26 protein-coding genes are annotated in these 23078 nt (G+C 42.2%); 25 read left to right on the forward strand and 1 reads right to left on the reverse strand.

Features of this window, described 5'->3' with window-relative positions:
- Positions 1-81: 81 nt before the first annotated feature.
- Positions 82-759: a DNA adenine methylase gene (locus tag NQT65_RS18910; RefSeq protein WP_256851797.1), complete on the forward strand. Its 678-nt coding sequence runs from the start codon at positions 82-84 to the stop codon at positions 757-759.
- Positions 760-820: 61 nt separating this feature from the next.
- Here NQT65_RS18910 and NQT65_RS18915 read toward each other — a convergent pair whose 3' ends face one another.
- The gene (locus tag NQT65_RS18915; RefSeq protein WP_256851798.1) at positions 821-1756 is read right to left on the reverse strand and encodes a DNA-binding protein; all 936 of its coding nucleotides are present in this window, start codon (positions 1754-1756) and stop codon (positions 821-823) included.
- A gap of 198 nt (positions 1757-1954) precedes the next feature.
- Between NQT65_RS18915 and NQT65_RS18920 the strand changes: the two genes are divergently transcribed.
- The 24 genes from NQT65_RS18920 to NQT65_RS19035 all read left to right on the forward strand — a co-directional run bounded on the left by NQT65_RS18920 (position 1955) and on the right by NQT65_RS19035 (position 23073).
- The gene (locus tag NQT65_RS18920; protein WP_256851799.1) at positions 1955-2809 is read left to right on the forward strand and encodes a ParA family protein; all 855 of its coding nucleotides are present in this window, start codon (positions 1955-1957) and stop codon (positions 2807-2809) included.
- Positions 2810-2853: 44 nt separating this feature from the next.
- The gene (locus NQT65_RS18925) at positions 2854-3924 is read left to right on the forward strand and encodes a ParB/RepB/Spo0J family partition protein (RefSeq protein WP_256851800.1); all 1071 of its coding nucleotides are present in this window, start codon (positions 2854-2856) and stop codon (positions 3922-3924) included.
- A gap of 3 nt (positions 3925-3927) precedes the next feature.
- Entirely contained in the window at positions 3928-4338 is a 411-nt protein-coding gene (locus NQT65_RS18930) for a hypothetical protein (protein ID WP_256851801.1), read from the forward strand.
- Between the two features lie 109 nt (positions 4339-4447).
- The gene (locus NQT65_RS18935; protein ID WP_256851802.1) at positions 4448-4903 is read left to right on the forward strand and encodes a hypothetical protein; all 456 of its coding nucleotides are present in this window, start codon (positions 4448-4450) and stop codon (positions 4901-4903) included.
- Positions 4840-6468: a hypothetical protein gene (locus NQT65_RS18940; RefSeq protein ID WP_256851803.1), complete on the forward strand. Its 1629-nt coding sequence runs from the start codon at positions 4840-4842 to the stop codon at positions 6466-6468. Before NQT65_RS18935 ends, NQT65_RS18940 begins: the two co-directional genes overlap by 64 nt.
- Positions 6469-6637: 169 nt before the next feature.
- A complete protein-coding gene (locus tag NQT65_RS18945; RefSeq protein ID WP_256851804.1) occupies positions 6638-7567 on the forward strand; it encodes a DUF2857 domain-containing protein in 930 nt (309 codons plus the stop codon).
- A gap of 98 nt (positions 7568-7665) precedes the next feature.
- The gene (locus tag NQT65_RS18950; protein ID WP_256851805.1) at positions 7666-9498 is read left to right on the forward strand and encodes a DNA topoisomerase; all 1833 of its coding nucleotides are present in this window, start codon (positions 7666-7668) and stop codon (positions 9496-9498) included.
- Positions 9498-9929, forward strand: coding sequence for a PFGI-1 class ICE element type IV pilus protein PilL2 (gene pilL2 / locus NQT65_RS18955; RefSeq protein ID WP_256851806.1), 432 nt, complete (start codon positions 9498-9500; stop codon positions 9927-9929). The genes NQT65_RS18950 and pilL2 overlap by 1 nt, the downstream gene beginning before the upstream one ends.
- Complete coding sequence (locus NQT65_RS18960) at positions 9922-10767, forward strand: hypothetical protein (RefSeq protein WP_256851807.1); 846 nt, start codon at positions 9922-9924, stop codon at positions 10765-10767. Before pilL2 ends, NQT65_RS18960 begins: the two co-directional genes overlap by 8 nt.
- Complete coding sequence (locus NQT65_RS18965; protein WP_256851808.1) at positions 10764-11006, forward strand: putative periplasmic lipoprotein; 243 nt, start codon at positions 10764-10766, stop codon at positions 11004-11006. The genes NQT65_RS18960 and NQT65_RS18965 overlap by 4 nt, the downstream gene beginning before the upstream one ends.
- Positions 10988-11797, forward strand: a complete 810-nt coding sequence (locus NQT65_RS18970) for a hypothetical protein (protein ID WP_256851809.1) — start codon at positions 10988-10990, stop codon at positions 11795-11797. The genes NQT65_RS18965 and NQT65_RS18970 overlap by 19 nt, the downstream gene beginning before the upstream one ends.
- Before the next feature lie 28 nt (positions 11798-11825).
- The gene (locus tag NQT65_RS18975) at positions 11826-12299 is read left to right on the forward strand and encodes a transglycosylase SLT domain-containing protein (RefSeq protein WP_256851810.1); all 474 of its coding nucleotides are present in this window, start codon (positions 11826-11828) and stop codon (positions 12297-12299) included.
- On the forward strand, positions 12212-12799 hold the full coding sequence (locus NQT65_RS18980) for a PFL_4695 family integrating conjugative element protein (RefSeq protein WP_256851811.1): 588 nt from the start codon (positions 12212-12214) through the stop codon (positions 12797-12799). The genes NQT65_RS18975 and NQT65_RS18980 overlap by 88 nt, the downstream gene beginning before the upstream one ends.
- Entirely contained in the window at positions 12796-14886 is a 2091-nt protein-coding gene (gene traD / locus NQT65_RS18985) for a type IV conjugative transfer system coupling protein TraD (RefSeq protein ID WP_256851812.1), read from the forward strand. The genes NQT65_RS18980 and traD overlap by 4 nt, the downstream gene beginning before the upstream one ends.
- Complete coding sequence (locus NQT65_RS18990; RefSeq protein ID WP_256851813.1) at positions 14886-15626, forward strand: TIGR03747 family integrating conjugative element membrane protein; 741 nt, start codon at positions 14886-14888, stop codon at positions 15624-15626. The genes traD and NQT65_RS18990 overlap by 1 nt, the downstream gene beginning before the upstream one ends.
- Positions 15627-15847: 221 nt before the next feature.
- Positions 15848-16150 carry an RAQPRD family integrative conjugative element protein gene (locus NQT65_RS18995; protein ID WP_256851814.1) on the forward strand — a complete coding sequence of 101 codons (303 nt, stop codon included), beginning with the start codon at positions 15848-15850 and terminating at the stop codon, positions 16148-16150.
- A complete protein-coding gene (locus NQT65_RS19000) occupies positions 16134-16349 on the forward strand; it encodes a hypothetical protein (protein ID WP_256851815.1) in 216 nt (71 codons plus the stop codon). Before NQT65_RS18995 ends, NQT65_RS19000 begins: the two co-directional genes overlap by 17 nt.
- Positions 16350-16370: 21 nt before the next feature.
- Positions 16371-16736, forward strand: coding sequence for a DUF2976 domain-containing protein (locus NQT65_RS19005; protein ID WP_256851816.1), 366 nt, complete (start codon positions 16371-16373; stop codon positions 16734-16736).
- Positions 16736-17122, forward strand: coding sequence for a TIGR03750 family conjugal transfer protein (locus tag NQT65_RS19010; protein WP_256851817.1), 387 nt, complete (start codon positions 16736-16738; stop codon positions 17120-17122). The genes NQT65_RS19005 and NQT65_RS19010 overlap by 1 nt, the downstream gene beginning before the upstream one ends.
- A gap of 2 nt (positions 17123-17124) precedes the next feature.
- Positions 17125-17730 (forward strand): PFL_4703 family integrating conjugative element protein, encoded by a 606-nt coding sequence (locus tag NQT65_RS19015; RefSeq protein WP_256851818.1) that lies wholly within the window; start codon positions 17125-17127, stop codon positions 17728-17730.
- Positions 17731-17732: 2 nt separating this feature from the next.
- Complete coding sequence (locus NQT65_RS19020; protein ID WP_256851819.1) at positions 17733-18530, forward strand: DUF3438 family protein; 798 nt, start codon at positions 17733-17735, stop codon at positions 18528-18530.
- Positions 18521-19891, forward strand: a complete 1371-nt coding sequence (locus tag NQT65_RS19025; RefSeq protein ID WP_256851820.1) for a hypothetical protein — start codon at positions 18521-18523, stop codon at positions 19889-19891. Before NQT65_RS19020 ends, NQT65_RS19025 begins: the two co-directional genes overlap by 10 nt.
- Positions 19854-20225 carry a hypothetical protein gene (locus tag NQT65_RS19030; RefSeq protein WP_256851821.1) on the forward strand — a complete coding sequence of 124 codons (372 nt, stop codon included), beginning with the start codon at positions 19854-19856 and terminating at the stop codon, positions 20223-20225. The genes NQT65_RS19025 and NQT65_RS19030 overlap by 38 nt, the downstream gene beginning before the upstream one ends.
- Positions 20215-23073 (forward strand): conjugative transfer ATPase, encoded by a 2859-nt coding sequence (locus NQT65_RS19035; RefSeq protein WP_256851822.1) that lies wholly within the window; start codon positions 20215-20217, stop codon positions 23071-23073. Before NQT65_RS19030 ends, NQT65_RS19035 begins: the two co-directional genes overlap by 11 nt.
- Positions 23074-23078: the final 5 nt, after the last annotated feature.

Raw genomic sequence — 23078 nt, forward strand, 5'->3', positions numbered from 1 at the left:
ATTAGGCATGCCTAATTTTAATTTATAGCATAGACATAACTGACTATGTTCGTTGGTATATTGTAATATGGGTTTTTACTTATGCAAAATTACTTAGGCTCTAAAAATGGTAGCGGTGTTTATCAGCGTATTGTGCAACTCATCCCGCCACATGATACTTTTATAGAGCCTTTCCTTGGTACTGGTGCTGTCTTACGTCATAAAGCGCCTTCTGGACGTGATATTGGAGTAGATTTAAACCCTCGTTGTTTATCTTCTTTAGAACATCCCAGTGCTGAACTTGTTCGTATGTGTGCCTTTCAGTTCTTGCGTGATTTTGATTTTCAAAATAATGGTCGCGTTTGTCTTTATTTAGATCCCCCCTATTTACCTAGTACGCGAACTAGCAATGCTCGATATGAACATGAGCTTACGGAAGACGAACACATTACTTTACTTGAGTTAATTCAGTCATTACCGGCCAATATCATCCTTTCTGGATACCCTAGCAAATTATATGATTCTGTTCTCGTTGACGGCGCAGGGTGGTGGTCCGATACCTTTCAGGCAATGTCCAGGGGAGGGGTCCGAACGGAAAAACTCTGGTGCAATTTTATTCCTGGGGAGGTTCACTATCACACGTATGCGGGAAAGAACTTTACAGATAGGCAAAGAATTCAAAGGAAGGCGGATAGGTGGGCCGCTAAAATAAAGAAGCTACCTATAGGCGAGCGCCAAGCAGTTATGGCCGCGATGATTCAGGCTCTTTCAGAAACATAGTTATAAATAACTATGCCAGCTGCAGCTGGCATAATAGGTATCGATAGGAGAGGGGAAATTATTATTCAGTCTGATTGGTTAATTTATCTATTACTTTATCTTGTTGTATTAACCGGCGCTCTTTGTCTGCATTATCTTTAGCTAGTTTTTCATTATCTACTTTCAACGCTGAAAACTTGTCTTCAGATCCCTTTTTAGCAGCTGTTAGCTCAGTTTCAAGCTCCCTAATCTTATCTTCAAATTTAACAGCCCGTTTTTCACTTTCTTCCATTAACCGGCGATAATCAACCGTACTGTTGCGTAAATCTTCGATTTGCTTTGCATCACGTTCGGTATTAGTTTCTAGCTTAGCAATTGTGGCTGTTTGCTCAGTGATTTTTTGATTAGCAACTTGAAGTTCTTGCGTTACTCTGCGCTGATTTTCTTTTACTTCTGTGACGTATTCTTCATTATTTTCAAGTTTAAGCTGCGATTTAGCAATTTCAGTGCGTAGCGCTTCGTTAGTTTCAGCTAAATTAGATTTGTCTTTATCGAGCTGAACAATACGATTCCTCAGCTCTGTTTCGATTCGTTGATGTGTATTGCCATTTTCACGACTTTGTTCTTCAAGCTGGTTGATTGCCTTTTGGCTTTGCTCAAGTAATGCTTGCTGCTTATGATATTTCTCTTCAATACGTTCCAGATCTTCAATTGCTTCTCTGACCTGCTCCCTGGCTTGCTCCGCAGCCTCCCTCCAGCGCTTTTCTGCTTCGGTATTAAATCGGCTAAATTCCTCTAAAAAAGACTGAGTAAATTTTTCAGAAAAACCAAGTCGTTCCATTAGGGATTGCTGATTTGCGTGCAACTCATCCCTCCACGCTTTGACATACTTATGAACGGTACTTGTACTACTTACATCCGGAATTAGAGATAGCACAGCTCTTACACTGATTTTTTCACCTTTGCCGTACAAGTCATTGCATATTTGACTTACTCGCTCTTGTAGATCTGCACTCATAATTTTTACTCTCATTCTATCGATAATTTGAGTTTATAATATAAACAAACGAACAGCAAACTTAGAACGAACGGTGTTCGTTCGTTTTTTTTGTTTGGGGTATTGTATCCCAGTTAAAAGTCAGTTAATGTATGTCTAACCAATACATACTGTATGGTTTATAAAACGGGTTTAAAGCCCACGCTCTAGGAGTTAATTATGGAAACTATTACACCGGTTAAGCCGTCCTTTGTCTTAAAAAAGGTGGCTAAATCATGCGTTCACTCAAATGAAAAGGGTGGAGTCGGCAAAACAACAGTTGAATTCAACCAGGCATACAGGTTGGCTGAACAAGGTTATCGAGTATTAGTGGTCGATTTCGACGGCCAGCGCAATATGAGCAAGCTTTTACTAGGTTCAATCAAAGAGGTTGAATGGGTAGAGAAAAACGGCTTTACGTCAGCTGAGCTCTTCAACTCGGATTTAGAGCAAGATGATATTGTTATGTATCAGTCTCCAATTCACCAAAACCTTCACGTTATTCCCGCGCATAAAGAGCGCATTGCAAATGTGCTTGCTGCTGGTAGGGAAGCGAAAAGTTTCATCGGTAATCCAAAAAGATATCTTGATAAAATTGATGTTGATTACATTCTTATTGATACGCCGCCATCGCTCGGTGTCACTCAGTTGGCAGCAATCAATACTGTTGATTACATTTTCGTGCCGGTCACTGTTGATGATTTCTCAAACGAAGGTCTGATTTCATTATTGAAGACCGTAAAGGCCGTTAAGACTGGCTTACGAGCTGGTGTTCAAATTGGCGGTGTATACATTAACTTCTTTAAAAAGCCAACTACACGTAAAGGTGAGAACCCTTACGCTGAAATTTTGGCTCAGATTGAACGGGATTATAAGCAGTTGTTAATACCAAATTATTTGCCGGATTCCCTGAGTATCAAAGAGGCGCGTATGGCTGGTAGAGCGTGTTGGGTTAGCCCTCCAAACGGTAACGCCGCTACGGTAGGTCGCGCATTCCGAAGCGCTATCGACGCTATTAACGACAGAATTAAGTAAGGGGATTGGTCATGAGTAAAAATAATTTAGACACTGGCGGTTTTATGGACCTCATTAGTGGTGTTCAAGGTGGTGACGTTGAATATGGCGTTGAGCTACCTATTGATGATGTTTATCCAGATCCAACACAGCCACGTACAGAAGGTCTTAATGATGAAGGTATTATGGGGATTGTAAACACCTTTCCTATAACCGGAGGAATTATTTACCCGCCTCTTGTTGAAGAGCAAGAAGATGGGCGATACATGATTATAGATGGTGAGCGTAGATGGCGAGCTGCTAAATATGCAGGCCACGACACTATTAAAGTAAGCGTTCGATTAAAAAGTTTTGATGCAAAGCATGCTGTTCAGGTAATTTCTAATCAAAGCGCAGTGAAGCTTGCGCCTAAAGACTTGGCTAGGTCTTACGAGGTTCTTAAAACTGCGGGTTTAACTCAGAAACAAATTGCCGATTGCGATCCCAATAAGTCTGTTGCTGATATTTCAGAAATCATGCAATTAAACAAGCTGGGAGTGGATAAAAAACTTAACTTCCTTGATGAGTTATACGAAAAGGGGGTTTGTAGGGATTATAGCACCTTAGCTGTACTGATTCGTTTAGCTCGCAAAGATGCTGATAAGACTAAGCAATTAATCGAATGGGCTGTTCAGAATGACAGCCTTACTAGGAAATGGGCAAAATCGCTGAGTGTTAAAGATTTAGAAACGCCTATTGATGACCAAATTGCAGCACTTGAAGAGCGAAAAGAGCACGAAAAGCGCCCTAATTCAAAAACCCCTACACCAGATGGAATGACCGGTGGTGGGGATGCTGATGCTGAAGAAGAGTTTCAGCTAGAAACCGAGCAAGATGGTGTTGATGCGACTGAAAAGGTACAAGCGGAAAAAGTTGATGAAGTTGATGAAGTTGATGAAGTTGATGAAGTTGATGGAAGTCTATTTCAGAAAAAGCGCGTGACTGAAATCAACGTTATGCACAATTCAAAGGTCGCTAAGTTGTTACTCGACCGTGCAGACAAGGAAGAGGGTTTTGCTTGGGTTCAATACGACAATAGTGAAGAACCGGCCTTTCGTGTTGATGTGTCTGAACTTGCTCTTATTTTTGTGGGTTAGACTATGAGAGTCAATCCTAACGCTTGGCAAAATGCAATGGGACTTCGGGGCTTCCTTGCCTCGGAGTTCCTTAAATATCATGGTCCTACTGATTTGGCTGCGGGTGTTTGCTTAGTAAAAAAAGCTAAACTTTATGGCTATTCAGAGCGCGATAGGGCTGTGCCAGGGCGAACGCTGCGAAACTGGATGGGCGGTGAGTCTGTTCCGCAATGGGCAGTAAAAACAATGGTTCGTTATATCTTGTCGAAAGGGTATGTTCCTGATAGTGATGAACAACTAGATGCTTTACTTGTTTACTTATTGGTAGATGCCGCAGATGATGAAGTGAATAATGTTTTAACAGCTACAGGTTTGAGCAACCTGAATCCAAAAGAGGTCGAAAACGCTCTTGATAGAATAATTAGGCATGCCTAATTTTACTATTATTAAATAAAACCCCTCGAAGTTCGGGGGTGTTTTCCTAGTACTCCTTTCCCCAAACTGTGATTCAATTGTTCCACTAAATATCAATGTGGGGTTTTGAATGTCCAGTAGTACACAGCTTAGAGCCCAGTTAATCTCTGAAATTGAAGATATTCTTGCTCAAACAGATGAGCTAAGACCCTTTCTTTCTGCATGGTCTGTAATAGAGCAAAGGTTTCGGGGTGTGGCTGATGTGGATGAGTCCTTTGATCCTGTTATGCAGGTTCATTGTCAACTTATGAAAGAGCAGACGCGAACGGCTCTAATTACTGAAGAGTTATTTTTTAACTGGTTATGCAGGCTTCCAGTTTTAAATAAAAACATTGTTTGTAAATCTACAGGTAGGGTATGGGAACCACTGATGGAGTCTTTTGAAGATTTCAGGGCGCATGCTGTAAATGTAGTAGCCAGTGATTGTCTGAATAACAGCGAAAAAATATATGAATTTCAACTATGGGTGGTGCAGTTATGCAACTGGGATGGCCTTGGAGCAGAAAGCAGCGTGAGCCTGCATTAGACGTAGTTCCATTAAAAAAAATAATAGCGGTATCAGATGAATATTGGGAGGCTTTATATTTCCCAATCATAGATTCTGTTGTTCGTTCTTTAGGTGTATATGAAAAGCAAAAAGGCAAACTGTATTCTGATTATGTTGATCAGTTTGTTCGTTTAGTCAGGAGAAGTAAGGGAACTGTGCAGGATGACCCGCTTTTAGTGCATCTTCATACGTTTAGCTTGTCAGTTGCGTTTTCATCCTTATATGTGGCAAGGCTTTGCCATTCCTTTGAGTTTACAGCCATTTCAAAGGTCAAAAAGACAAAAGGGGAGCGTTCGCACTTTTACCCCTGGGTGAATGTGCCGGTAGATTGCGAAATTAAATTGGCGAAGGTTAGCCGTCTTTATCCTGCTTATGTCTACGCGATATCCATATTCAATACAATGATGAACGATACTGGGTGGAAGTGGTTGCACAGTAAGCCTGAAGTTTTGAAAGGGGTAATCGATTCTATTTATAGTAATGGTGAAAAAGGGCTTTTTTCAGGCTTATTGGCCGATATGCGAGCAGCGCCATTAGGTCGTTCCGTTGAAAATTTACCTCAAGTTGAGACTTCTGATCCTGCTCCTGTGGAAAGTGAGGGGCCTGATAAAAGTGATTCACTCGACGATCTGATTAGTGGGCTTGGCGGTGGCGATGATAATGTTTCACTCGATGATTTACTTGATAGTAGTAATCAGCCTAAACAGTCTGAGGAAGACAAACTTGTAGCCTCTGATAAAACACCGAGTAATGACGGATTCGATTTGTCTATATTTGATAGTGAACCTGACAATAAAGGCACTGAGCAAGTGCCAGTAGAATTTCAGAGTATTACTGATAATCAAGTCGCACCAATAAATAATGACTCGGAAGAAGTCGTTTCTTCATCTGTAAATAAATTATCACCCCAAACTACTGAAGAGGGAACGCAGGTAAATTCGTCAGCTGATGCTTTGGATGAATTCACGGCATTCCTTGCTGCAACAACATCTTCGCCAGGTCCTGATAATGCTGCGGAAACCGAAGAGGACGAACCGGCATCAAATGAAGTGAAAAATACGAGTAAAGTACCAATTTCACACATTGAAATTAGTGATTCACCGAGTAATCTTGACAACCCAGGGATAAAAGAGGATGAATCTGCTTTGCTGTTCAGTTCGGAGTCATCTATCACCAATGATTTATTAAAATGGTGCTTGGAACAAGTGAGTGATCTGCCATCGCAAAACGGTGTTCATGTTCTATTGCGAGACAATGAAAAGGTTATCGTAGTAGAACGTGATAAAGGTGTGATGGAATTTGTTCGCAGTGACTACGATCTTGATAATGATGCAGCATACAAAACCGTGGCAGAGGAAGTGTTAACAGACCTAGAAATGTCACAGTCCTGGGTTGAAAATGAAGAAGGTGGAGACATTTGGGAAATGTCAATACAAGACGAAGTTGTGAATGTATTGTTGCTAAATGTTCAGGTGCCTACTTCCTATCAGTCCCTTGATGCTAATACGTATGCTTGGGTGGTAAAAAAGGATGGGATTGTTTAATATAGGTATGATAATTAATACCAAAGCATTATTAAATATCCGAAAAAAAGGTGTTCTGACAAATTCTGTCGTATTTTTTTGGTTAAAAATGTGGATAATTCCTGTTCAATTTTATCACCCGCGTATATAATTGTTAGTGGGTTTTTACAATTTAATGTGGGAAGGCAGTATGGACGCACATGCATTTGCGCGTACTCCATACCTAGTACGTGCGCCTCTATTAGTGAGGGAAATACTGCTGGCTCTTCTATCCGAAGCGGATAATAGTCAGCATCCTCTTATTGGTGTTTTTGGGTATGACGAAAAAACGTTCGACTTTGTTAGGCAGGGTACTTCATCGTCTCTATTGAAGCTTGCTAATAACTACGTGAAGGCGAACGCTGTTACTTTTGAAGTGAATGAGCGACTGCTTAAAACACTTCTTAAAAATATTGGGACTGAACAGGTTCCGTCTTGCCGCGAAACGTCTGAAATGGACTGTATTTATGGTCATCGTCAGGTTGTTCGTGAGCTTGTCATGTTTATGGCCGACTCTTTAACTGACACTTCTTCATGCGCAAACATGGATGGGATCATTAAATTTGACCCTGAAGTTCGTCGTATGCTTTCTCGCGCCGATGCGCGAAAGCTCGAATGGTTAGCTAATCAGATGGTTGAGCGCCGCTGTGTTAAATTCGCTTTCAATAAAGATAAGATACGTGAACGTACCTATTCCCATATGCGCTATGAGCGTAGAGAGGGAATTAAGGATATATTAGTGTCAAAGAAAGCGACTTACGCAATGATGTCTTTCCTTTTCTCTGAAGAAAATGAAGATTCTGTGAAAGCTCGTCGTTTCCGTTTGGGTGTTACTCCCCTTAAAGGTCGGCCAAAAACGGCTCCCCCATGTGACTACGCAGATTTTATTTGTTTATGGACAGCTAACCAAAAAATGTCTGAATTAGAGCGTTTCCTAATGGCACATCGTAAATTTGGGTACGGCTTTGATGTGTTGTGGTCGCTTTACCAACGTGCGCAAGATAGTGGTGAATTCGACCAACGCATCTTGGATGCGGTTAATAGGGAGCCAAATGTAGCAAAATTAGGCATGCCTAATTAGGCTACAGAAAAACCCCCCGAAAGTTCCCCTAGCTTTTCGCTGAATCTTATTGAAACTGACGCTATTGTAGTGTCAGTTTTTTTTTATGTGGTGCAGAAATGAAATTATATCTCTGTGAAAAACCTAGCCAGGGTGAGGACGTTGCCAAGTTTTTGGGGATGTCACCTGTTCATAAGAAGCAGGGATATTACCAAAATGGTGACGTGGCTGTTACCTGGGCGAGAGGGCATCTATTTAAGTTGCAACCGCCTGAGCATTATATGCCTGAGCTAAAAAAGAAATGGGCCTTCGATAAATTACCGGTAGTGCCTGAAGAGTACAAGTATGCTTTAGATGTAAAAGCTAAAGCGCAGTGGCGTGTTATTAAGGGCCTATTGAAAAAGGCGAAAGAAGTTTATATCGCAACTGATCCTGATCCAGAAGGTGAGTGTATTGCTCGAAACATTCTCAAATTCGCCTCATACAAAGGTGATGTATTTAGAGTGCTTTACGGTTCTACAGACAAAAAGACCTTAACTAAAGCGTTTTCTAATCCATTACCTGGTTGGGAAACGGAGTGGATGTATCATTCTGCGCAAGCGCGAGCAATGGCTGACTGGGTTGTGGGCATGAACCTTACAATGGCTATGACATTAGTTGTTCAAAAGCTTGAATCATCCGGAGGCTTTAAAAAGGCATTCCCTGTTGGTCGTGTAAAAACGCCAGCTGCAATGCTGGTTTATTTGCGTGAGCAAGCGATTAAAAACTTTAAGCCTGTGAAGTATTACGAGGTTGAAGTAGATGTTTATACGCAGGGTGGTGATCAGTTTACGGTATCGTGGGAAATTCCTGAGCGCGGATTAGTTGATGGCCGTTTGCTTGAGCGAAGCTATGCTGAAAAAGCGGTGGAGTACATTAAGGCGCAAAAGGTTGGGGTGATTGACTCCCTTACGAAAGAGGATAAGAGTCAGCAACCTCCTTTGCCTTATGAATTGACATCCCTGCAATCAGCTTGTGAGAAATATAATATCAGTCCGGATGAAGCGTTAGAAATTGCTCAGTCACTTTATGATAAGCCAAATTCTGCCACTACCTACCCGCGAACAGATACTGCTTATTTAACCAGTGGTCTAGCTGAAGATATTATTGAAACTGTTACGCACCTGGTTAAGTTGGATGCTTTCAGTACACTTTCTGACAAGCTTGATTTGAAGCGCCGTACAAAGGCGTGGAACGATAAGAAAGTTAAAGTGCATTATGGGATTATACCAACGGTAACAGCACTTAATTTTTCTCGTCTGACTGATAAACAAAAAGCCGTCTACTTGATGGTAGCAAAGCGTTATCTTGTTCAGTTTTTGCCGGATTATGTATACGAAAGTACGAATGTAGGTATCAAATTCGGGAATGTCGCTTGTAAAGCCACTTGTAACATTCCTAAATCGATGGGCTGGCGTTCTATTGAAGAGGGTGAAGATGAAGATAATTCACCTGAATTGCCAACTTTAAATCGAGGTTTGAAAGTGGGCGTTAAGGAAGCTCGCATTGTGGAGAAAACGACAAGAAAACCGTCACGTTATACGCAGTCCTCATTAGCGAAGGCGATGGTAAATATTTCATCTGAAGTCGAAGACACTGAGCTGAAAAAATTACTTAGTGATAAGGATGGAATTGGTACTGTAGCTACACGTCCCGCGATAATCAAAGATCTTATTAAATCAGGCCTTTTAATGGAAGAAAAACGCAAATTAAAGCCTTCTCGTTGGTTTGAAAAATATATGGTCCATGTACCTAAGCAAATGAAAGAGCCTGCAAATTCGGCGCTGTGGGAACGTGGTTTTCAGGCCATCAAAGAAGGTCAAATTACAACTGATAAATTCGTTGAATTTCAAGCCAAGTTTGTTCGTGGTGCGGTCAGTGAATTACACCAGTTATTTTCGGAGATTAAATAATGAAAAATGGGGTTCTTATATCAATAGCGTTTGGAATAGCAATTCTTAGCGCTTCAGTGCATGCGGAACAAGTAGCCACTGACCGGTATACGTTAATTACACCTACACCGGAAACTAAAGAAATTGATCCGTTATCGGTCAATATCCAATTGTCGTTTCCGCCAAGTGTGAAAACAGTGCGTGATGCAGTGAATTTTGTGCTGATGAATTCTGGTTGGGTGCTGGCACTTGATAAGTCAAATGATGAGGCGCTTGGTATTACGCTTGAGCGCCCATTACCACAGGTACATCGCAAGCTATCTCTAATGCCTCTGAGAACTGTTCTGCAAGTATTGGTGGGGCAGTATTACGTGCCTGTTGAAGACCCACTTCGTCGCATTTACACATTTGATTTAAAAGATGAATACAAAGGTTTGGTGAACCATGACTGAAAATAATATTGAACAAGAAGAAACCGGTGCAGACGGTTTGCCGGAGCTCGAAGAAAGCGCGAGCAAAGATAAGCCTAAAGGTGGCAATAAAAAGCCTCCTATTGGCTTTGTGGTTGGTTTAGTAGCCTTGTTAGGGGTTGCGGGTTTTGGGATTCAATACGCCATTAACCACTTAGGTATTTTTGAAAAAGAACCACAGGTTGTAGAAGAGCCTCCCGTGCCGGTTGTTTCAAATGACGTTATGGATAGCCCTTCAGGAAGCGACTTTTTAGTTAACGATCCTGCATTAGTAGCCGGTAGTTCAATGATGACCGGTAATAACGCTAATAACACCGATATGCAAACACAGGACGTTCAGGGTGATATCCCCCCTGAGCAGTTAAAGGGTATTAATGACTCTCTGGTTATGCTTGCTGAAGAGGTAGGCGGGATTGCTGGTCAGTTGAATAAGCAGCAGGATTCGTTAATTAAGGTGATGCAAAATCAAAATGCCTTGCTAAAGCAGTTTGAAATGGAAGTGGCTAGACGCGAGGCAAATGACGAAACGTTAACGAATAACGTTAAGGAAAATCAGCGGTGGTTAGGTGGTATTTCTAATCAGCTAAAAGAAATCGGTGTTGATGTGAAAGAAGCGTCTCAAGAATTTCCTATCGTTGTTTATAGCAAAAACGTATGGGGTGATGACGTTTTTTTAACAGTTGCTCAAAAGGTTGCACCTGACCAAACAAGTTTTCTTCGTGTGGGTGGCATTGTTGGCCGTTGGCGCTTAGTTGAAATTTCTGAGCATAAGGCTCTATTCGAGCATTTTGAAGGTAATAGAAAAGAGGTGATGCTATGAAGCGTATAGCTTTAATTTTGCTGTCAGTAGCGGCCTTGGGTGGGTGTGCATCAAGTTACGATACTCAACAGTCTACTTTAGTTGTAGATGATCGTATTGATGTTTTACAGGCCTCAGTTTCAAATCCGTATCCTGAATGTGATGCGGCGAAAGAATATCGTCGTGTTGCAAATCTTAGCGTTGAGCGTTCTGAGCGGGTTTATCTTCAAGAGGGGGCTTTATGTCAGCGTTCAGATTAAGCGTTTCTGCTATTGCTTTAGTGGTCAGTGTGGGCGTGTTTGCTAATCAGTCTAATGAGTCGGCTTCCTCGATCAAAAAAACGGATACTTCTGTAACGGAAAGCTCATTAACTAAGGCGGATATTGTTCATGCAAAACAGTGGAAGCTAACTGAAAAAGAGTATGAGCGTTATAAGCAGATCTTAAAATCTCCCCGTGCTTATTTTACGCCTGACCTGGATAAAAACCCTTTGCTCGCATTGGCGCTTGAAAGTGAGTCTGAAATAGATAAACAGCGCTACGCAGATAAGTGGGTTCAAATTCAGTTTGAAAACAATATCAAGGTGGTTAGCTGGCAACTTGAGGTAAATGAAGCATGGGAACGTGCTTTTCCTGGTGTGCCAAGGTTTGCGTACAAAAATCCTGAAACGTCTCATTATGCGGTGGCTAATATGAATGCGCCGGTCGCTAAATCCAATATGTCAGACATATTCAGTACAGCAAACAATCAACCATCATTAGATGAACTTTTACAGAGCAAGCCTAGAGCGCAATTATACCTTGCTATTGCCAATTGCGATGGATGTGTTGAAGCGTACCAGCGCCAGTATGAATTGCTTAAATCGGGCAAATATTCTGGTCTTGATATCCACTTTGTTGCTGACCCGACAAAGAAGCAGATTATTGAATGGGCTAAAGCTCGTGTAGCAGATAGTGGCCTTAACGCAGCGGATGTTAACCAAAGTCGTGTTGTGACATTGAATACTGCAAAAAAAGAAGTGAGCAAAGTGCCGTTTGTGGAGTTTGATTAGCATGTTCCGAAGGGTTGTTTGTTGCTTAATGTTCATTCTGTCACTGCCAGCGATGGCAAGCTTTAATGACCTTTTGGAATCGGTGTCTGATGAGACAGGCGTACCTACCGAAATTATTAAAGCGGTATGTACACACGAAAGCCAAAGTTATCACAACGGCAAGCGTCAGCCTTGGCCTTGGACACTAAATATTGGTGGAAAAGGGTTGTGGTTTAAAACTAAGCATAGCGCAGTGGCTTATGCAGAACTTGAACTGATGGATGGGACTGAACCCGTAAAGCTCGACGTAGGCATGTGTCAGATTAACTGGTATTGGCATGGAAATGAATTCGCGTCTGTTGGCGAATTAATGGACCCAAGGGCAAACATTCAGTATGCCGCTAACCATCTAAAAGATTTAAAAAAAGGTAAGTCATGGGAATACGCAATAGGCGCTTATCATTCGCCTTCAAATCAAGTAAGAGCAAAGAAATACGCTTCAGCGGTATTGTCTTCGTTCTAGCGTTTTTAAGCGCTATACCGCCGGTTAATGCCTCACAGTTAACCGAATTGGCTACGGTTGGTAAAACGAAGCCTGCTGAAGAATATTACACTAATCTAAGCTTCAGAGATTCAAAGGTTGATGCCGAAAAAGCGTCAAAGCTTCTGAAGGAGGCAAGAAAAAGTATATCGCGTGAAACGTTCTTTCCTCTTGTCCCAAGCAATATGCAGCCAGGTGTAATGAAGGGCTTTAAATTTAAAGAAACTAAGAGAGTTCAACCTTTTGCTGTTGTTGGGACCGACCCTTTATCTATCAAATGGTTGCGTTTTCGTTTTGATAAGTTAGCAGAGCTCAATGCTCCTATATATGTTGTTGAAGCTGAATCGTTCCAACAATTACAGGCGTTCTCGTCTGAATTTTCAGGTTTGAAATTTGTTCCATCTTCTGGTGATGGAATAGGCAAAGAATTAAAAGTAGGCGCTTATCCATTTTTAGTTACTTCAACGGGGGTTTGGCAATGAGTAATGATCATCCTATCGAGCGTTTGTTAAGACCAATTGCTGAATATAATGCAGCAACGGTATCGGGTGTTGCTGCTGGGTTAAGTGTTACCGCCCCTTATTATTGGATGATGACAGAGCCGGTATCGTATGCATGTGCTAGTGCCTTTAGTTATATAGGTTATAAGTATTTAGATGATGCCTTGCGCCTTAGTAAATACCAAAGAAATATCAAAACACTAAAGCCTTACTCTATAAAACCTGCTGACCTCCCAGTTTCAAAGTCGAAGTCTTTTTTGGGGCAAGGGTATCGATGGCAATCCATTCATACTCAGCGGCTATATGACACGACCAAGCCAGAAAATGAGGATTACACTAAACCGCCTGCTCGTTATGAGTGGGCAAGGCGTAAAGAGGTCAATTGGGAAAACACATTTGGTCTTTCTATGATTGCAAAAGCACTCAGAAGCCAGTCTCCCTACAATCCTTTAAAGTTATTTGATCTGACTCCTTATCCGGATATAGGTGGTACAGCTGCAATACATGGTGTTGGTGCTGATGAGGAAAATGAAACTTACTGGGACTTGGGCGAGCGAAATGGTCACGCGATTGTGCTGGGTACTACCCGTGTGGGTAAAACTAGGCTAGAAGAAGTTTTGGTGGCTGGTGATATTCGTCGGGGAAATAATTGTGTAATTGTTATAGACCCTAAAGGCGATGGTGAGCTGTTTCGCAGGATGTATGTGGAAGCGAAACGAGCTGGTAGAGAAGATGATTTTTACTTTTTCCATCTTGGTTATCCCGATGCATCGTGCAGATATAACCCTGTAGGTGAGTTCCAACGCATTACTGAAGTTGCTGGTAAAACTACTGCTCAACTTGGTGATGAAGGTAGCTCTTCTGCTTTCAAAGCGTTCAGCTGGCGTTTCGTTAATGTAGTAGCTCGCGCCTTGGTTGATGTTGGTGTAAGGCCAACAATTGATAATATCAACCATTACGTTCAGGACTTGGAAGATTTACTTTACTTGTACGCGAAAAAGGCCCTACAAACTGTTGATGATGATCCTGAATCATTAATAGAAGAACGTGCCGCGATGGTGCGTGATAAGCATCCTATGGTAGAGCGCAAAGGTAAAACTAAAACTACGGTTGCAATCATCGACTTAATGAAAGAACTTTTGCCTAAAGATAATCTAGGCCGTCAACTGCTACTTGCCAGTAACTATGAAAGGTCATTCTATGAAAAATTGGTTGCCAGTTTACTTCCGTTCTTGGACAAAATGAATACGGATAAAATTGGTAAGCTTCTTAGTCCGGAATATTTCAATGAAGAAGATCCGCGCCCAATTTTAAGTTGGCGTGAAGTGATACAGCGAAGAGGTATCGTATATATAGGCCTTGATGGTTTGACTGATAGGGAAGTAGCTACTGCTGTTGGAAATGCAATGTTCAATGATCTAGTGTCAAACGCAGGTCTCATGTACAAGCATGGTAAAGACGTTGGCCTACCTTCTCTTGATGGAAGTAAAAAGCTTAAATTCCCTGAGATTTACCTTCATGCTGATGAGTTCAATTCTTTGGTTGGTGATGAATTTGTTCCAATGGTTAACCAATCGGGTGGTGCGGGTGTCAGGATATGTGCGTATACCCAAACACTACAGGATATCGATGCGAAGTTTGGTAGCACTACCGGCAACCCTAAATCAATGCAGATCATAGGTAACTTTAATACCACCATTATGATGAGGGTGCAGAACGAGGAAACGGCTTCACTGCTTACGAGTCGATTGCCGAAAGTGCCTGTTAAAGAAGCTACATTAGTTTCGGGGGCAAGTAAGAAAGATGGCACTGGTGTAGGGCGTTTCGATGACCAAAACCAAGATCGTATATCTGAAGATAAAGTTCCAATGGTAGAGCCTTACCATGTTACGAGCTTGCCGAAAGGTCATGCATTTGTATTGAAGAATGGTAATCAGCTATTCAAAGTACGCTTGCCTTTATTTGATGATAAGGGGGATATAGAGCTTCCACAAAACCTTGTCGATATATGCGCGGATATGAATGAGCGTTATCGCACTGGTGAACTTTGGTGGGAGGAAGCTGCATAATGGCTAAAGCTAAGTCAGAACAGCAAAAGCAGACAGATAAAACGAAACGTCATGGTGTGTTTACCAAGATTGTTCTTTTTGTTATGGCACTTCCAATTACCGTGATGGTGACAATGATTATTTCTATTCTGGTTGAGTGGGGGTTAATCTGGCATTGTGATGATGGCCCAGGAACAACTGTGTGTTCATTTGCTGATTTTCAACCTGGTATGGGTGTTGATCATTCAAGAAACATGCTTAGAGCTGAAGCAGGGTACGTTAACCAACATTTCAAAGATAGTCTGATGGGATCTGCCCCTGTGAAAGTTGCGGGTGAACTTATTACTTGGACGGACGATAATATATTTCACCCTATTGGTATTGATGACTACATTCGCAAGTCCAATCAAGAAAAAGGGTGGGCGTGGAATTATTTTGTTTCTGCTTACACGATAATAAAAGTTGTGTTGCTTCGGCTTTGCGTTCTTTTCCTATCGATACCGGCTTACATATTATTTGCAGTTGTTGGTCTTGTGACGGGCTTGGTGCAACGTGACTTGAGAAAATGGGGCGCAGGCAGAGAAAGTACGGATAAGTTTGAGCTTTCAACTAAGCTTATCAGCCCTTCAGTAGTGTTGTGTTTTGTTATCTATTTGTCATGGCCTAACAGTATTAATCCGGCGCTAATAGTTGTGCCTTTTGCTGCAATGTTTGGCTATGCATTACATTTAACGGCATCTAATTACAAAAAATACTTCTAACGCATCAAAATTAGGCATGCCTAATTTTAAAAGCCTCCAATACGGGGGCTTTTTTGTATCGAGCATAGTTAAATATGTCTATGATGGCCACAAAACATAGTCAAAAATGACTATGCTGCAGCGGTATAGAAAAAACCCCCCGAAAGTTCCCCTAGCTTTTCGAGTACATCCGGAAATAAACCCCTTTACAATGCCCTCAAGTGATATTTGCGGGGTGCAATATGAAAAAAATATTGATGGTTTCAGCGGTTTTGCTCGCTGTTTTTACTGGTTCGGCTAATGCCTCTACTGAAAAGGAGAAGGTTGAGTTGGTAAGGATTGCGAGTGAGCTGAAATATTTGAAGCATGATGTGCTTCAGATAAGTGAGCTTCGTCGTGCCGACGATACAGAAGCTTTCAATTATGAGGCTCTTGTAAGTGACCTTGACGCTGTTCAAAAGGCAGTGGAAAGACACATTAACGGGCCTTCTCGTCAACCAAAGGCGCTTAAGCCCCTAGAGGCAGAATATGGAAATATTCAGTGAAACTTTTGGGATGGATGCTGACACGTTGAAAGCATTCATTGAGTGGATGTTGACGTTTGTAGTCAGTCTGTTTTGCGTAGTGGTCCTGAAAGGTTCTTACGCGCGCTTGATAGAAGGTGATATGCAAGCTGTTGACGTTTTGGTTGATGTGGTCATCGCTGTTGCGGTCGCCACTGGGGTTTTTACGGTAATCAATTAACTTCAAATACAGAGGTAAACAATGAAAGTTATTAAGGTATTCAAGGCGGTGACGGAGAAATCTAAATTAGCCTTTTGGTCATTGATGGCGTTTACGTGGCAAGTTCGCGCAGATATGCCAACCACTGACGATTTTGCAGATGGATCGGATGATAAAGACGGTGCTGAAATGCTGATGTGGTTAATGGAGAAGTTTGTACAGGTGGTCATTGTCGGTATGACTGCGTGGTTCGCTATTCTCATTATCAAAGGCGCTATGAAGAAATATAACGATATTTCGGATGAGCGTGGTAGCTGGATGGACCTTGCTGGTCACGTAGTTGGCGGCTTGGCGCTGTTAACGTTAGGTATCATTCTGTTCAACCTGGCTGATAATTGGGTCGATTAATGAAACAGGACGAAAGCGATTTTACAGATAGCTTTACCGGCGACTTCATTAATGAAGAGCCGGTTGTATTTAAAGGCCTGACGGATGGAGAGATCAAGAGCGTATTCTTAATATCCCTTTTTATAGGTTCGCCTGTAGGGGTCTTGCTTGGAATGTTAAGTGGCTTTCCGATGCTCATGATCGTTTTCGTCTTTGTTATACCGATGATGGTGGTTTATTTCCTTGCTGGTTGGATGGAAAAAGCAAGGCGCGGCAAGCCTTCTGGCTATGTTGAACATAACCTTCACGCTTGGCTTGTGGCTAATAAATTAGCTAGGCCTAATTTTATTTGTGAAAGCACCAAATGGAGTTTGGGGCGAAGCAGTAGAGGGGCTTCAAAACAGTGAATATGAAAAGTAAAGCAATTAAAGAAAGTGACCGCAAAGATAAGGTTATTCGTGGCCTGACGATCTTTGCAGTAATCCTGTTGGGGCTAGTTCTGCATGCTCACTGGCTGTTAGCGACACTTCCTAAAGAGTTTGAGTGTCATTTTCCACCAGACCTATCGCGAGGTGGAATGGTTAAGGTAAATGAGTTTCAACGTCATGAAGTTTATGCGTTCGCTTACAACGTTTATCAGCAATTGAATCGCTGCGAGCAAGATTGCGCTGTTGAGTTTCAAAACAATATCCGTAAATACGGTTACTTCGTTACTGATTCATATCGTCCACAGTTGATGAATTTGGCGAAAGTCAAAGAGTCAGATAACCGCCGTAAGGTGCGCGGTATCTCTGAGTATGGAGCTTACTCAGACAGTAAAGTGGTCCCTTTAGGAAACAATACCTGGATTGTTTATCTTGATGTCGTAGAGCGTGAGCTTATTGGCGGCAAGGTTGTCCGTGATGCTGTAATGCGTTATCCGCTGATTGTGACGAAGTACGATGTTAATAGAGACAAAAACCCTTGGCGATTGGCTATCGATGGCATGAAGGGTCAGCCGAAGAGGTTAAATTAATCATGATACGTTTCCTGTTACCTTTAATCATTATGCTTTGCTCTTTTGGTGGGTATGCTACCGAACGAGTGAAGTGGGAACAAGGTCAAGAAATCGGCGTTGAGCTCAAAGAAAATGTAGAGCGTAAGGTTACGTTCCCTGAAAAAGTGCGGTTTGCAGTAAAAGCGCGTTACGCTGAGCAGTTCAAGCATTCTTTGATTGATAACATGCTGTACATAACACCGGTCACGGAGTTTACAGAAAAGCTTACACTGCAAGGTTTAGATAGCGGTCGATTTTATGTCCTTCAGGCCTCAGTGTCTGAAGGGGCCGCTAAGGCCGGTGATGATTTGATTATACATATCAATGAATCAAAAAACGAACCAGAGCAAGGTGTAGTTGGTGGGAATCGTCTACCAATTCAAGCGCCTCAGTTGACGCCTATGGATCTGGTGCAGTTCGCTTCCCAAAGTTTGTATGCGCCATCATCTGAGCTTATTGAACCTACCCCTGGCGTTCGTAGGGTTGTAGTTAAACAACGTGAAATGGCTAATTTATATCGAGGGGGGGCGCTCAAGTCTGAAGTTTTAGCAAGTTGGATAGGTGGAGGTTTATACGTAACAGCGTTGAAACTTATCAACGTTTCTACACAGGCTGTAACGTTTGAACCTTGTCGTATTAGAGGTGATTTTTACTCTGCAACTGCTCAGTTCAAGTCAGCTATGCCAGCTGGTCATAAAAAAGACTTTACAGTGGTATATCTATTGAGTGAAAAGCCCTTCGATATTGCTGTTCAAAGTAGGGAGTTGTTATGCGTATAAAGCAAAACCCTATCGTTAAAGGTTTAGCCGCCTTAATGGTGATCATTCCTATTTACTTTTTGGCGACCGATTCTAAAGAAGAATCAGATGTACAAACATCACCAAAAGAGTCAGAGAAAGGCACTGGTAGACCGGTGCAGACTGAAAATGAAGCGATTGCCGCGATGTCTGCATATCTTTCTACCGTTGAGGGTGAGCAAAAGCGCATCAAAGAGTCGCTTGATAACGCAGTTACAAAAGATGATCTTCAACAAATAATTGAGTCATCTAAGAATAATACCGGCGACAGCGTTGATGAAGTAGCGTTGTTAGATAAAGTCTCAATGCTTATTGATGACAGAACAAGGGCTATTAAAGAAAAATTCATAGCTGAAAATACTGTTAATCCTAATAGCGTCGGTAATGTTGATAATGAAATGCCGTTCGCTGATGCTTTTGAAGTGAATACCGGTTCTTCTTCACAGGGTAAAAACAAGAACTCAGAAGAAATTCAGTGGGCCTATCCAGTTGGATTTACACCAGATGAAGGTAAAGGCGTTATGGATGGACTTCTAGGCAATGGTAGTGCTTTCAGTCGAAATGCCGGTGACTTCGCGGATAACGTTAAAGATAGAGCAGCTGAAGCTAAAGCAAAGTTGGAAGAGGAATTGAAGCCGATTCCATACGCCACAATTCACTCTGATAGCTCTATTCATAATGCTACGGCGCTCACTGCATTAATAGGTCGAATTGAACGCAAAGGTCAAACACATGATCCATTCCGTTTTCAAGTAATGCTGTCAGGCGATACGTTGATGGCAAACGGTCATACGATGCCAGGTGTTGCAAACGCAATTGTAAGCGGGGTAGGTACTGGTGATATGGCTTTTAGTTGCGTTAGGGGCCGTGTTACTAGCGTGACATTTAATTTTGAAGATGGCCGGATTTATAACCAGAAAGGCACGTATGAAAAGCCAATTGCTGAGCTTGGCGACCGTTGGGGAAATCCATGCATTAAAGGTATTCAAGTTGATGATGTGGGTAAGTACATCACAGCCCAAGGTGTAGTGGCTGGCCTTTCAAATTATGCGGAAACAATTGCAAAGCAACAACAAACGCTTACTTCTTCAGGTAATAGCACAAGCATAGGGCTTACTGGTAATGCGGGTAAATTAGCAGCTGGAAGCTTTGCTTCAGGAGGTCTAAACAAGACTGGTGAAATGCTATCTGAGCGATATGAAAATTACTACGAAGCCATCTATGTTCCGCCAGGTGAGAAGGTTTCTTTATTGTTCGTTGAAGACGTACCTATTGATTACATACCGACAAACAGAAAGGTTAGTTATGAAGAAAATTACAGCCCTATTACTGCTCTTGATTAACACCGTTGGGTGCGCGAGCAAAACGCCTTTTGAAATGGCAAAAGAGGGTCCGACAATGAAGCAAAATTATGAAAATCACATGGTCGGTGAAGGCGCTGATGTTTCTCAAGGGACAGGAGCTGTAGGCATTAGTCGTCCACTTGAAAATGACATCAATTACAAAGCAGTAGGCGAATACGCTTATCGCCGGTTACAAAATCCTGAATTGGAAATGTTTATTTATCCGCATCGTTCGACTCGCCTTGGTGTTATTGTTCCTGGTTACACAGTGCGTTTTCCAATGTATGAGAAAGTACAGTATGGTTTAGTGGGGGATGTCGTTAATGTTTTCTAAGAAAATCAGTAATAACCTGAAGCGCTCTGCGAGCATGATTGCAGATAGTTTCAAATTGTATGATCGGGAACCGGAAGAAATGGTAACTGAAGGCGATATGGAAAAAATGTATTCTGTTCGCCGTAGTTTTACCGACCGTTTACCGTGGATTGAGTATCTCACAGAAGATGAGTGTTTCTTGCTTAACGATGAGCGCAGTGTAGCAGCCGTTTACGATATATTTCCGACCAATGCCGAAGGCGTGATGCTAAGCGAGTTAGCACGTATCAGGGACAACTTTAAATCGTTTCTTAATGAAGTTTTCCCCCAACATGAAAAAAACCCTTGGGTTGTTGAATTTTATCAAAGTGATGTGCTTTCACTCTCGTTTTTTGCCAAAACCGTGCGTGAGTATGCCGCCAATATTCGCAAAGATAACCCACAAGTAACGGAAAGTCCCCTTTTTAAAGAGTATCTTCCTGTTATGGAGCAACATCTAAAAGATGTGTGTAAGGAGGGGGGGCTATTTCACGATGATACTGTAACAGGGGTTAACTGGCGTGGTTCAGTACGTACCTATCGAATGGTTTTTTATCGTCGTTACGGTAGTAATGGGAGTCCACCTAGAGGTAGAACGCCCATTCAAGAACTTAATGAAGTACGCCAAAAAGTCGAAAGTTCATTGACGCAATCGGGTGTTAAGTGCTTTCGTGTGGATGGTAAAAACTTCTATGAATGGCTTTTCCGTTGGTTTAATCCTCGCCCCGAAGTCACTGGCGGCGATACAGATAAATTGTTAGAGCAGTTGCCGTATACTGACAATGAAGATCTGCCATATGGTCATGACTTTGCTGAAAGCCTTTTACACCGACCTCCGGAAAGCGACAATGAATCCGGAACCTGGTATTTCGATGGCCTGCCTCATAAGGTGATCACAGTTCAAAATCTTCGTCGTAGACCAAAAATTGGGGCTATGTCAGCGCCAAAGGAAAACGGTAAGGATATTTCCGCACTCTTCGACCGTATGCCCGAAGGCACAGTAATGTCGATGAAAGTCGTTATTACGCCTTCTGATGTTATAGAAAAGCGTATCGATAAAATTGAAGATAAGGCAAAAGGGGATAGCGCTAAAATCAATCGGATTAAAGCTGAAGTAGAGCAAGCTAAACATAAATTGGCAAATGATAGCCCTATGTATCCGGTTGAAATGTGTTTTTATATCCGTGGTGAAGATGAAGAGCAATTACGACAAAACCAAATTGACGTGATATCGCTTCTTCAACTTGAGGGTTTAAATGCGCTCGATGATGCTGATGATCCCATTATTCTTGATTCTTACATTAAGAATCTGCCAATGAATTACGATCCATCAAAAGAGCAGCAGCGCCGCCGTTCACGTTTAGTATTTACAGAACATATTGCTAACCTTGCTCCTATCATGGGGCGGGGTAAAGGTACTGGCAATCCAGGTTTGCTGTGGTTTAACCGTGGCGGTGAACCGATGAGCTTTGACCCGCTAAATCCTATGGATAGAGCCAAGAACGCGCATTTATGTCTGTTTGGCCCTACAGGGGCGGGTAAATCGGCTCAGATAACCGGCATGCTTCTCTTTTTAATGTCTATTTATAATGCGAGGGTGTTTCTTGTAGAAGCCGGTAACTCGTTCGGTATGTTACGTGAATATTTAAAAGAATCAGGGGTATCAACCCACAAGGTCAGAATGCGTTCTGGTGAAAACACGGTCATACCTCCATTTGCTAATGCTTTGAAAGCGCTTGAACGTGAAGAGAAAGAGCAAGAGCTATACGGTAGAACGACCGTTACACCCGATATGGATGTTGTTGAAGAAGTCATGAATGACTTCGAGACAGGGAAGTTAAGCCCTGATTACGAGGAAGACGATGATGATGGTCAGGAGTATGAAAAGGATTACCTGGGCGAAATGGAAATCATCACACGCATTATGGTTTCAGGTGGCAACAAAGATATTGCCAAGGGTATCCGGTTAGGTGATCAGCAGTTAATTCGTGAAGCGATTCTTAAAGCTGCGAAAGCGTGTCGTGATGAAGGTCGTAATCAAGTTATCACGGAAGACGTTGCTGAGCATATCTACAATGTATCGCAAGATGATACGGTTCCAGAGGATATCCGAACACGCTTTTATGAGTATGCCGCTGCAATGCGTAAGTTCACGCAAGGTTTAGCTGGGCAAATATTCAACCGTGAAGGTGACTTGTGGCCGGAGTGTGACTTTACTCATATTGACTTAGCTGAATTCGTCAAAGATAACACTGAAGCTGAATTGGCCGTTAGCTATATGTCAATCCTGAATAACGTGAACGATATTGCGGAGCGTGATCAGGAAACCGGTCGGCCAATTATCTTCCTTACGGATGAGGCCCACTTGATAACCAAAAACCCATTGCTTGCGCCAGGTGTTGTCAAAATCGTTAAAATGTGGCGTAAATTAGGTGCGTGGCTTTGGTTGGCAACGCAAAATATGGGTGACTTCCCAAATGAAGCAGAAGTTATGTTGTCACTGTTTGAATGGTGGCTTTGTTTGGCCTTGGAGCCCCAAGAAGTTGAAGAGGTAGCCAGGTTTAAAAAGTTGACTGACGAACAGAAGCACTTGCTTGCCAGCGCCAAAAAGCAAGAGAGGTGCTATACCGAAGGTGTAGTGCTTAGTAGTCGGTTAGCTGAAATATTCAGAGCTGTGCCGCCTAGCCTTACTCTGGCTTTGGCAATGAGTGAATCACACCAAAAAGCTGAACGCCGTAAATACATGGATGAGCATGGTATTTCTGAAACAGATGCTGCCAAATTGGTAGCTAAGGCTCTTGATAAAGCGCGGGGTATTTATCGAGATTAAAATTA

Source organism: Pseudoalteromonas agarivorans, from assembly GCF_024518735.1.
In the GTDB taxonomy this organism is placed as follows: domain Bacteria; phylum Pseudomonadota; class Gammaproteobacteria; order Enterobacterales; family Alteromonadaceae; genus Pseudoalteromonas; species Pseudoalteromonas atlantica.

Excerpts from the sequence above, each read along its gene's own strand:
- NQT65_RS18930 (WP_256851801.1), top strand. The coding sequence starts at position 3,928 with ATGAGAGTCAATCCTAACGCTTGGCAAAATGCAATGGGACTTCGGGGC.
- NQT65_RS18945 (WP_256851804.1), top strand. The coding sequence starts at position 6,638 with ATGGACGCACATGCATTTGCGCGTACTCCATACCTAGTACGTGCGCCT.
- NQT65_RS18940 (WP_256851803.1), top strand. The coding sequence starts at position 4,840 with ATGGGTGGTGCAGTTATGCAACTGGGATGGCCTTGGAGCAGAAAGCAG.
- NQT65_RS18950 (WP_256851805.1), top strand. The coding sequence starts at position 7,666 with ATGAAATTATATCTCTGTGAAAAACCTAGCCAGGGTGAGGACGTTGCC.
- NQT65_RS19015 (WP_256851818.1), top strand. The coding sequence starts at position 17,125 with ATGAAAAGTAAAGCAATTAAAGAAAGTGACCGCAAAGATAAGGTTATT.
- NQT65_RS19035 (WP_256851822.1), top strand. The coding sequence starts at position 20,215 with ATGTTTTCTAAGAAAATCAGTAATAACCTGAAGCGCTCTGCGAGCATG.
- NQT65_RS18995 (WP_256851814.1), top strand. The coding sequence starts at position 15,848 with ATGAAAAAAATATTGATGGTTTCAGCGGTTTTGCTCGCTGTTTTTACT.
- NQT65_RS19020 (WP_256851819.1), top strand. The coding sequence starts at position 17,733 with ATGATACGTTTCCTGTTACCTTTAATCATTATGCTTTGCTCTTTTGGT.
- NQT65_RS19030 (WP_256851821.1), top strand. The coding sequence starts at position 19,854 with ATGAAGAAAATTACAGCCCTATTACTGCTCTTGATTAACACCGTTGGG.
- NQT65_RS18975 (WP_256851810.1), top strand. The coding sequence starts at position 11,826 with ATGTTCATTCTGTCACTGCCAGCGATGGCAAGCTTTAATGACCTTTTG.
- NQT65_RS18910 (WP_256851797.1), top strand. The coding sequence starts at position 82 with ATGCAAAATTACTTAGGCTCTAAAAATGGTAGCGGTGTTTATCAGCGT.
- pilL2 (WP_256851806.1), top strand. The coding sequence starts at position 9,498 with ATGAAAAATGGGGTTCTTATATCAATAGCGTTTGGAATAGCAATTCTT.
- NQT65_RS18920 (WP_256851799.1), top strand. The coding sequence starts at position 1,955 with ATGGAAACTATTACACCGGTTAAGCCGTCCTTTGTCTTAAAAAAGGTG.
- NQT65_RS18915 (WP_256851798.1), bottom strand. The coding sequence starts at position 1,756 with ATGAGTGCAGATCTACAAGAGCGAGTAAGTCAAATATGCAATGACTTG.
- NQT65_RS18970 (WP_256851809.1), top strand. The coding sequence starts at position 10,988 with ATGTCAGCGTTCAGATTAAGCGTTTCTGCTATTGCTTTAGTGGTCAGT.
- NQT65_RS18990 (WP_256851813.1), top strand. The coding sequence starts at position 14,886 with ATGGCTAAAGCTAAGTCAGAACAGCAAAAGCAGACAGATAAAACGAAA.
- NQT65_RS19010 (WP_256851817.1), top strand. The coding sequence starts at position 16,736 with ATGAAACAGGACGAAAGCGATTTTACAGATAGCTTTACCGGCGACTTC.
- NQT65_RS19005 (WP_256851816.1), top strand. The coding sequence starts at position 16,371 with ATGAAAGTTATTAAGGTATTCAAGGCGGTGACGGAGAAATCTAAATTA.
- NQT65_RS18980 (WP_256851811.1), top strand. The coding sequence starts at position 12,212 with ATGGGAATACGCAATAGGCGCTTATCATTCGCCTTCAAATCAAGTAAG.
- NQT65_RS18925 (WP_256851800.1), top strand. The coding sequence starts at position 2,854 with ATGGACCTCATTAGTGGTGTTCAAGGTGGTGACGTTGAATATGGCGTT.
- NQT65_RS18965 (WP_256851808.1), top strand. The coding sequence starts at position 10,764 with ATGAAGCGTATAGCTTTAATTTTGCTGTCAGTAGCGGCCTTGGGTGGG.
- NQT65_RS19025 (WP_256851820.1), top strand. The coding sequence starts at position 18,521 with ATGCGTATAAAGCAAAACCCTATCGTTAAAGGTTTAGCCGCCTTAATG.
- NQT65_RS18960 (WP_256851807.1), top strand. The coding sequence starts at position 9,922 with ATGACTGAAAATAATATTGAACAAGAAGAAACCGGTGCAGACGGTTTG.
- traD (WP_256851812.1), top strand. The coding sequence starts at position 12,796 with ATGAGTAATGATCATCCTATCGAGCGTTTGTTAAGACCAATTGCTGAA.
- NQT65_RS19000 (WP_256851815.1), top strand. The coding sequence starts at position 16,134 with ATGGAAATATTCAGTGAAACTTTTGGGATGGATGCTGACACGTTGAAA.
- NQT65_RS18935 (WP_256851802.1), top strand. The coding sequence starts at position 4,448 with ATGTCCAGTAGTACACAGCTTAGAGCCCAGTTAATCTCTGAAATTGAA.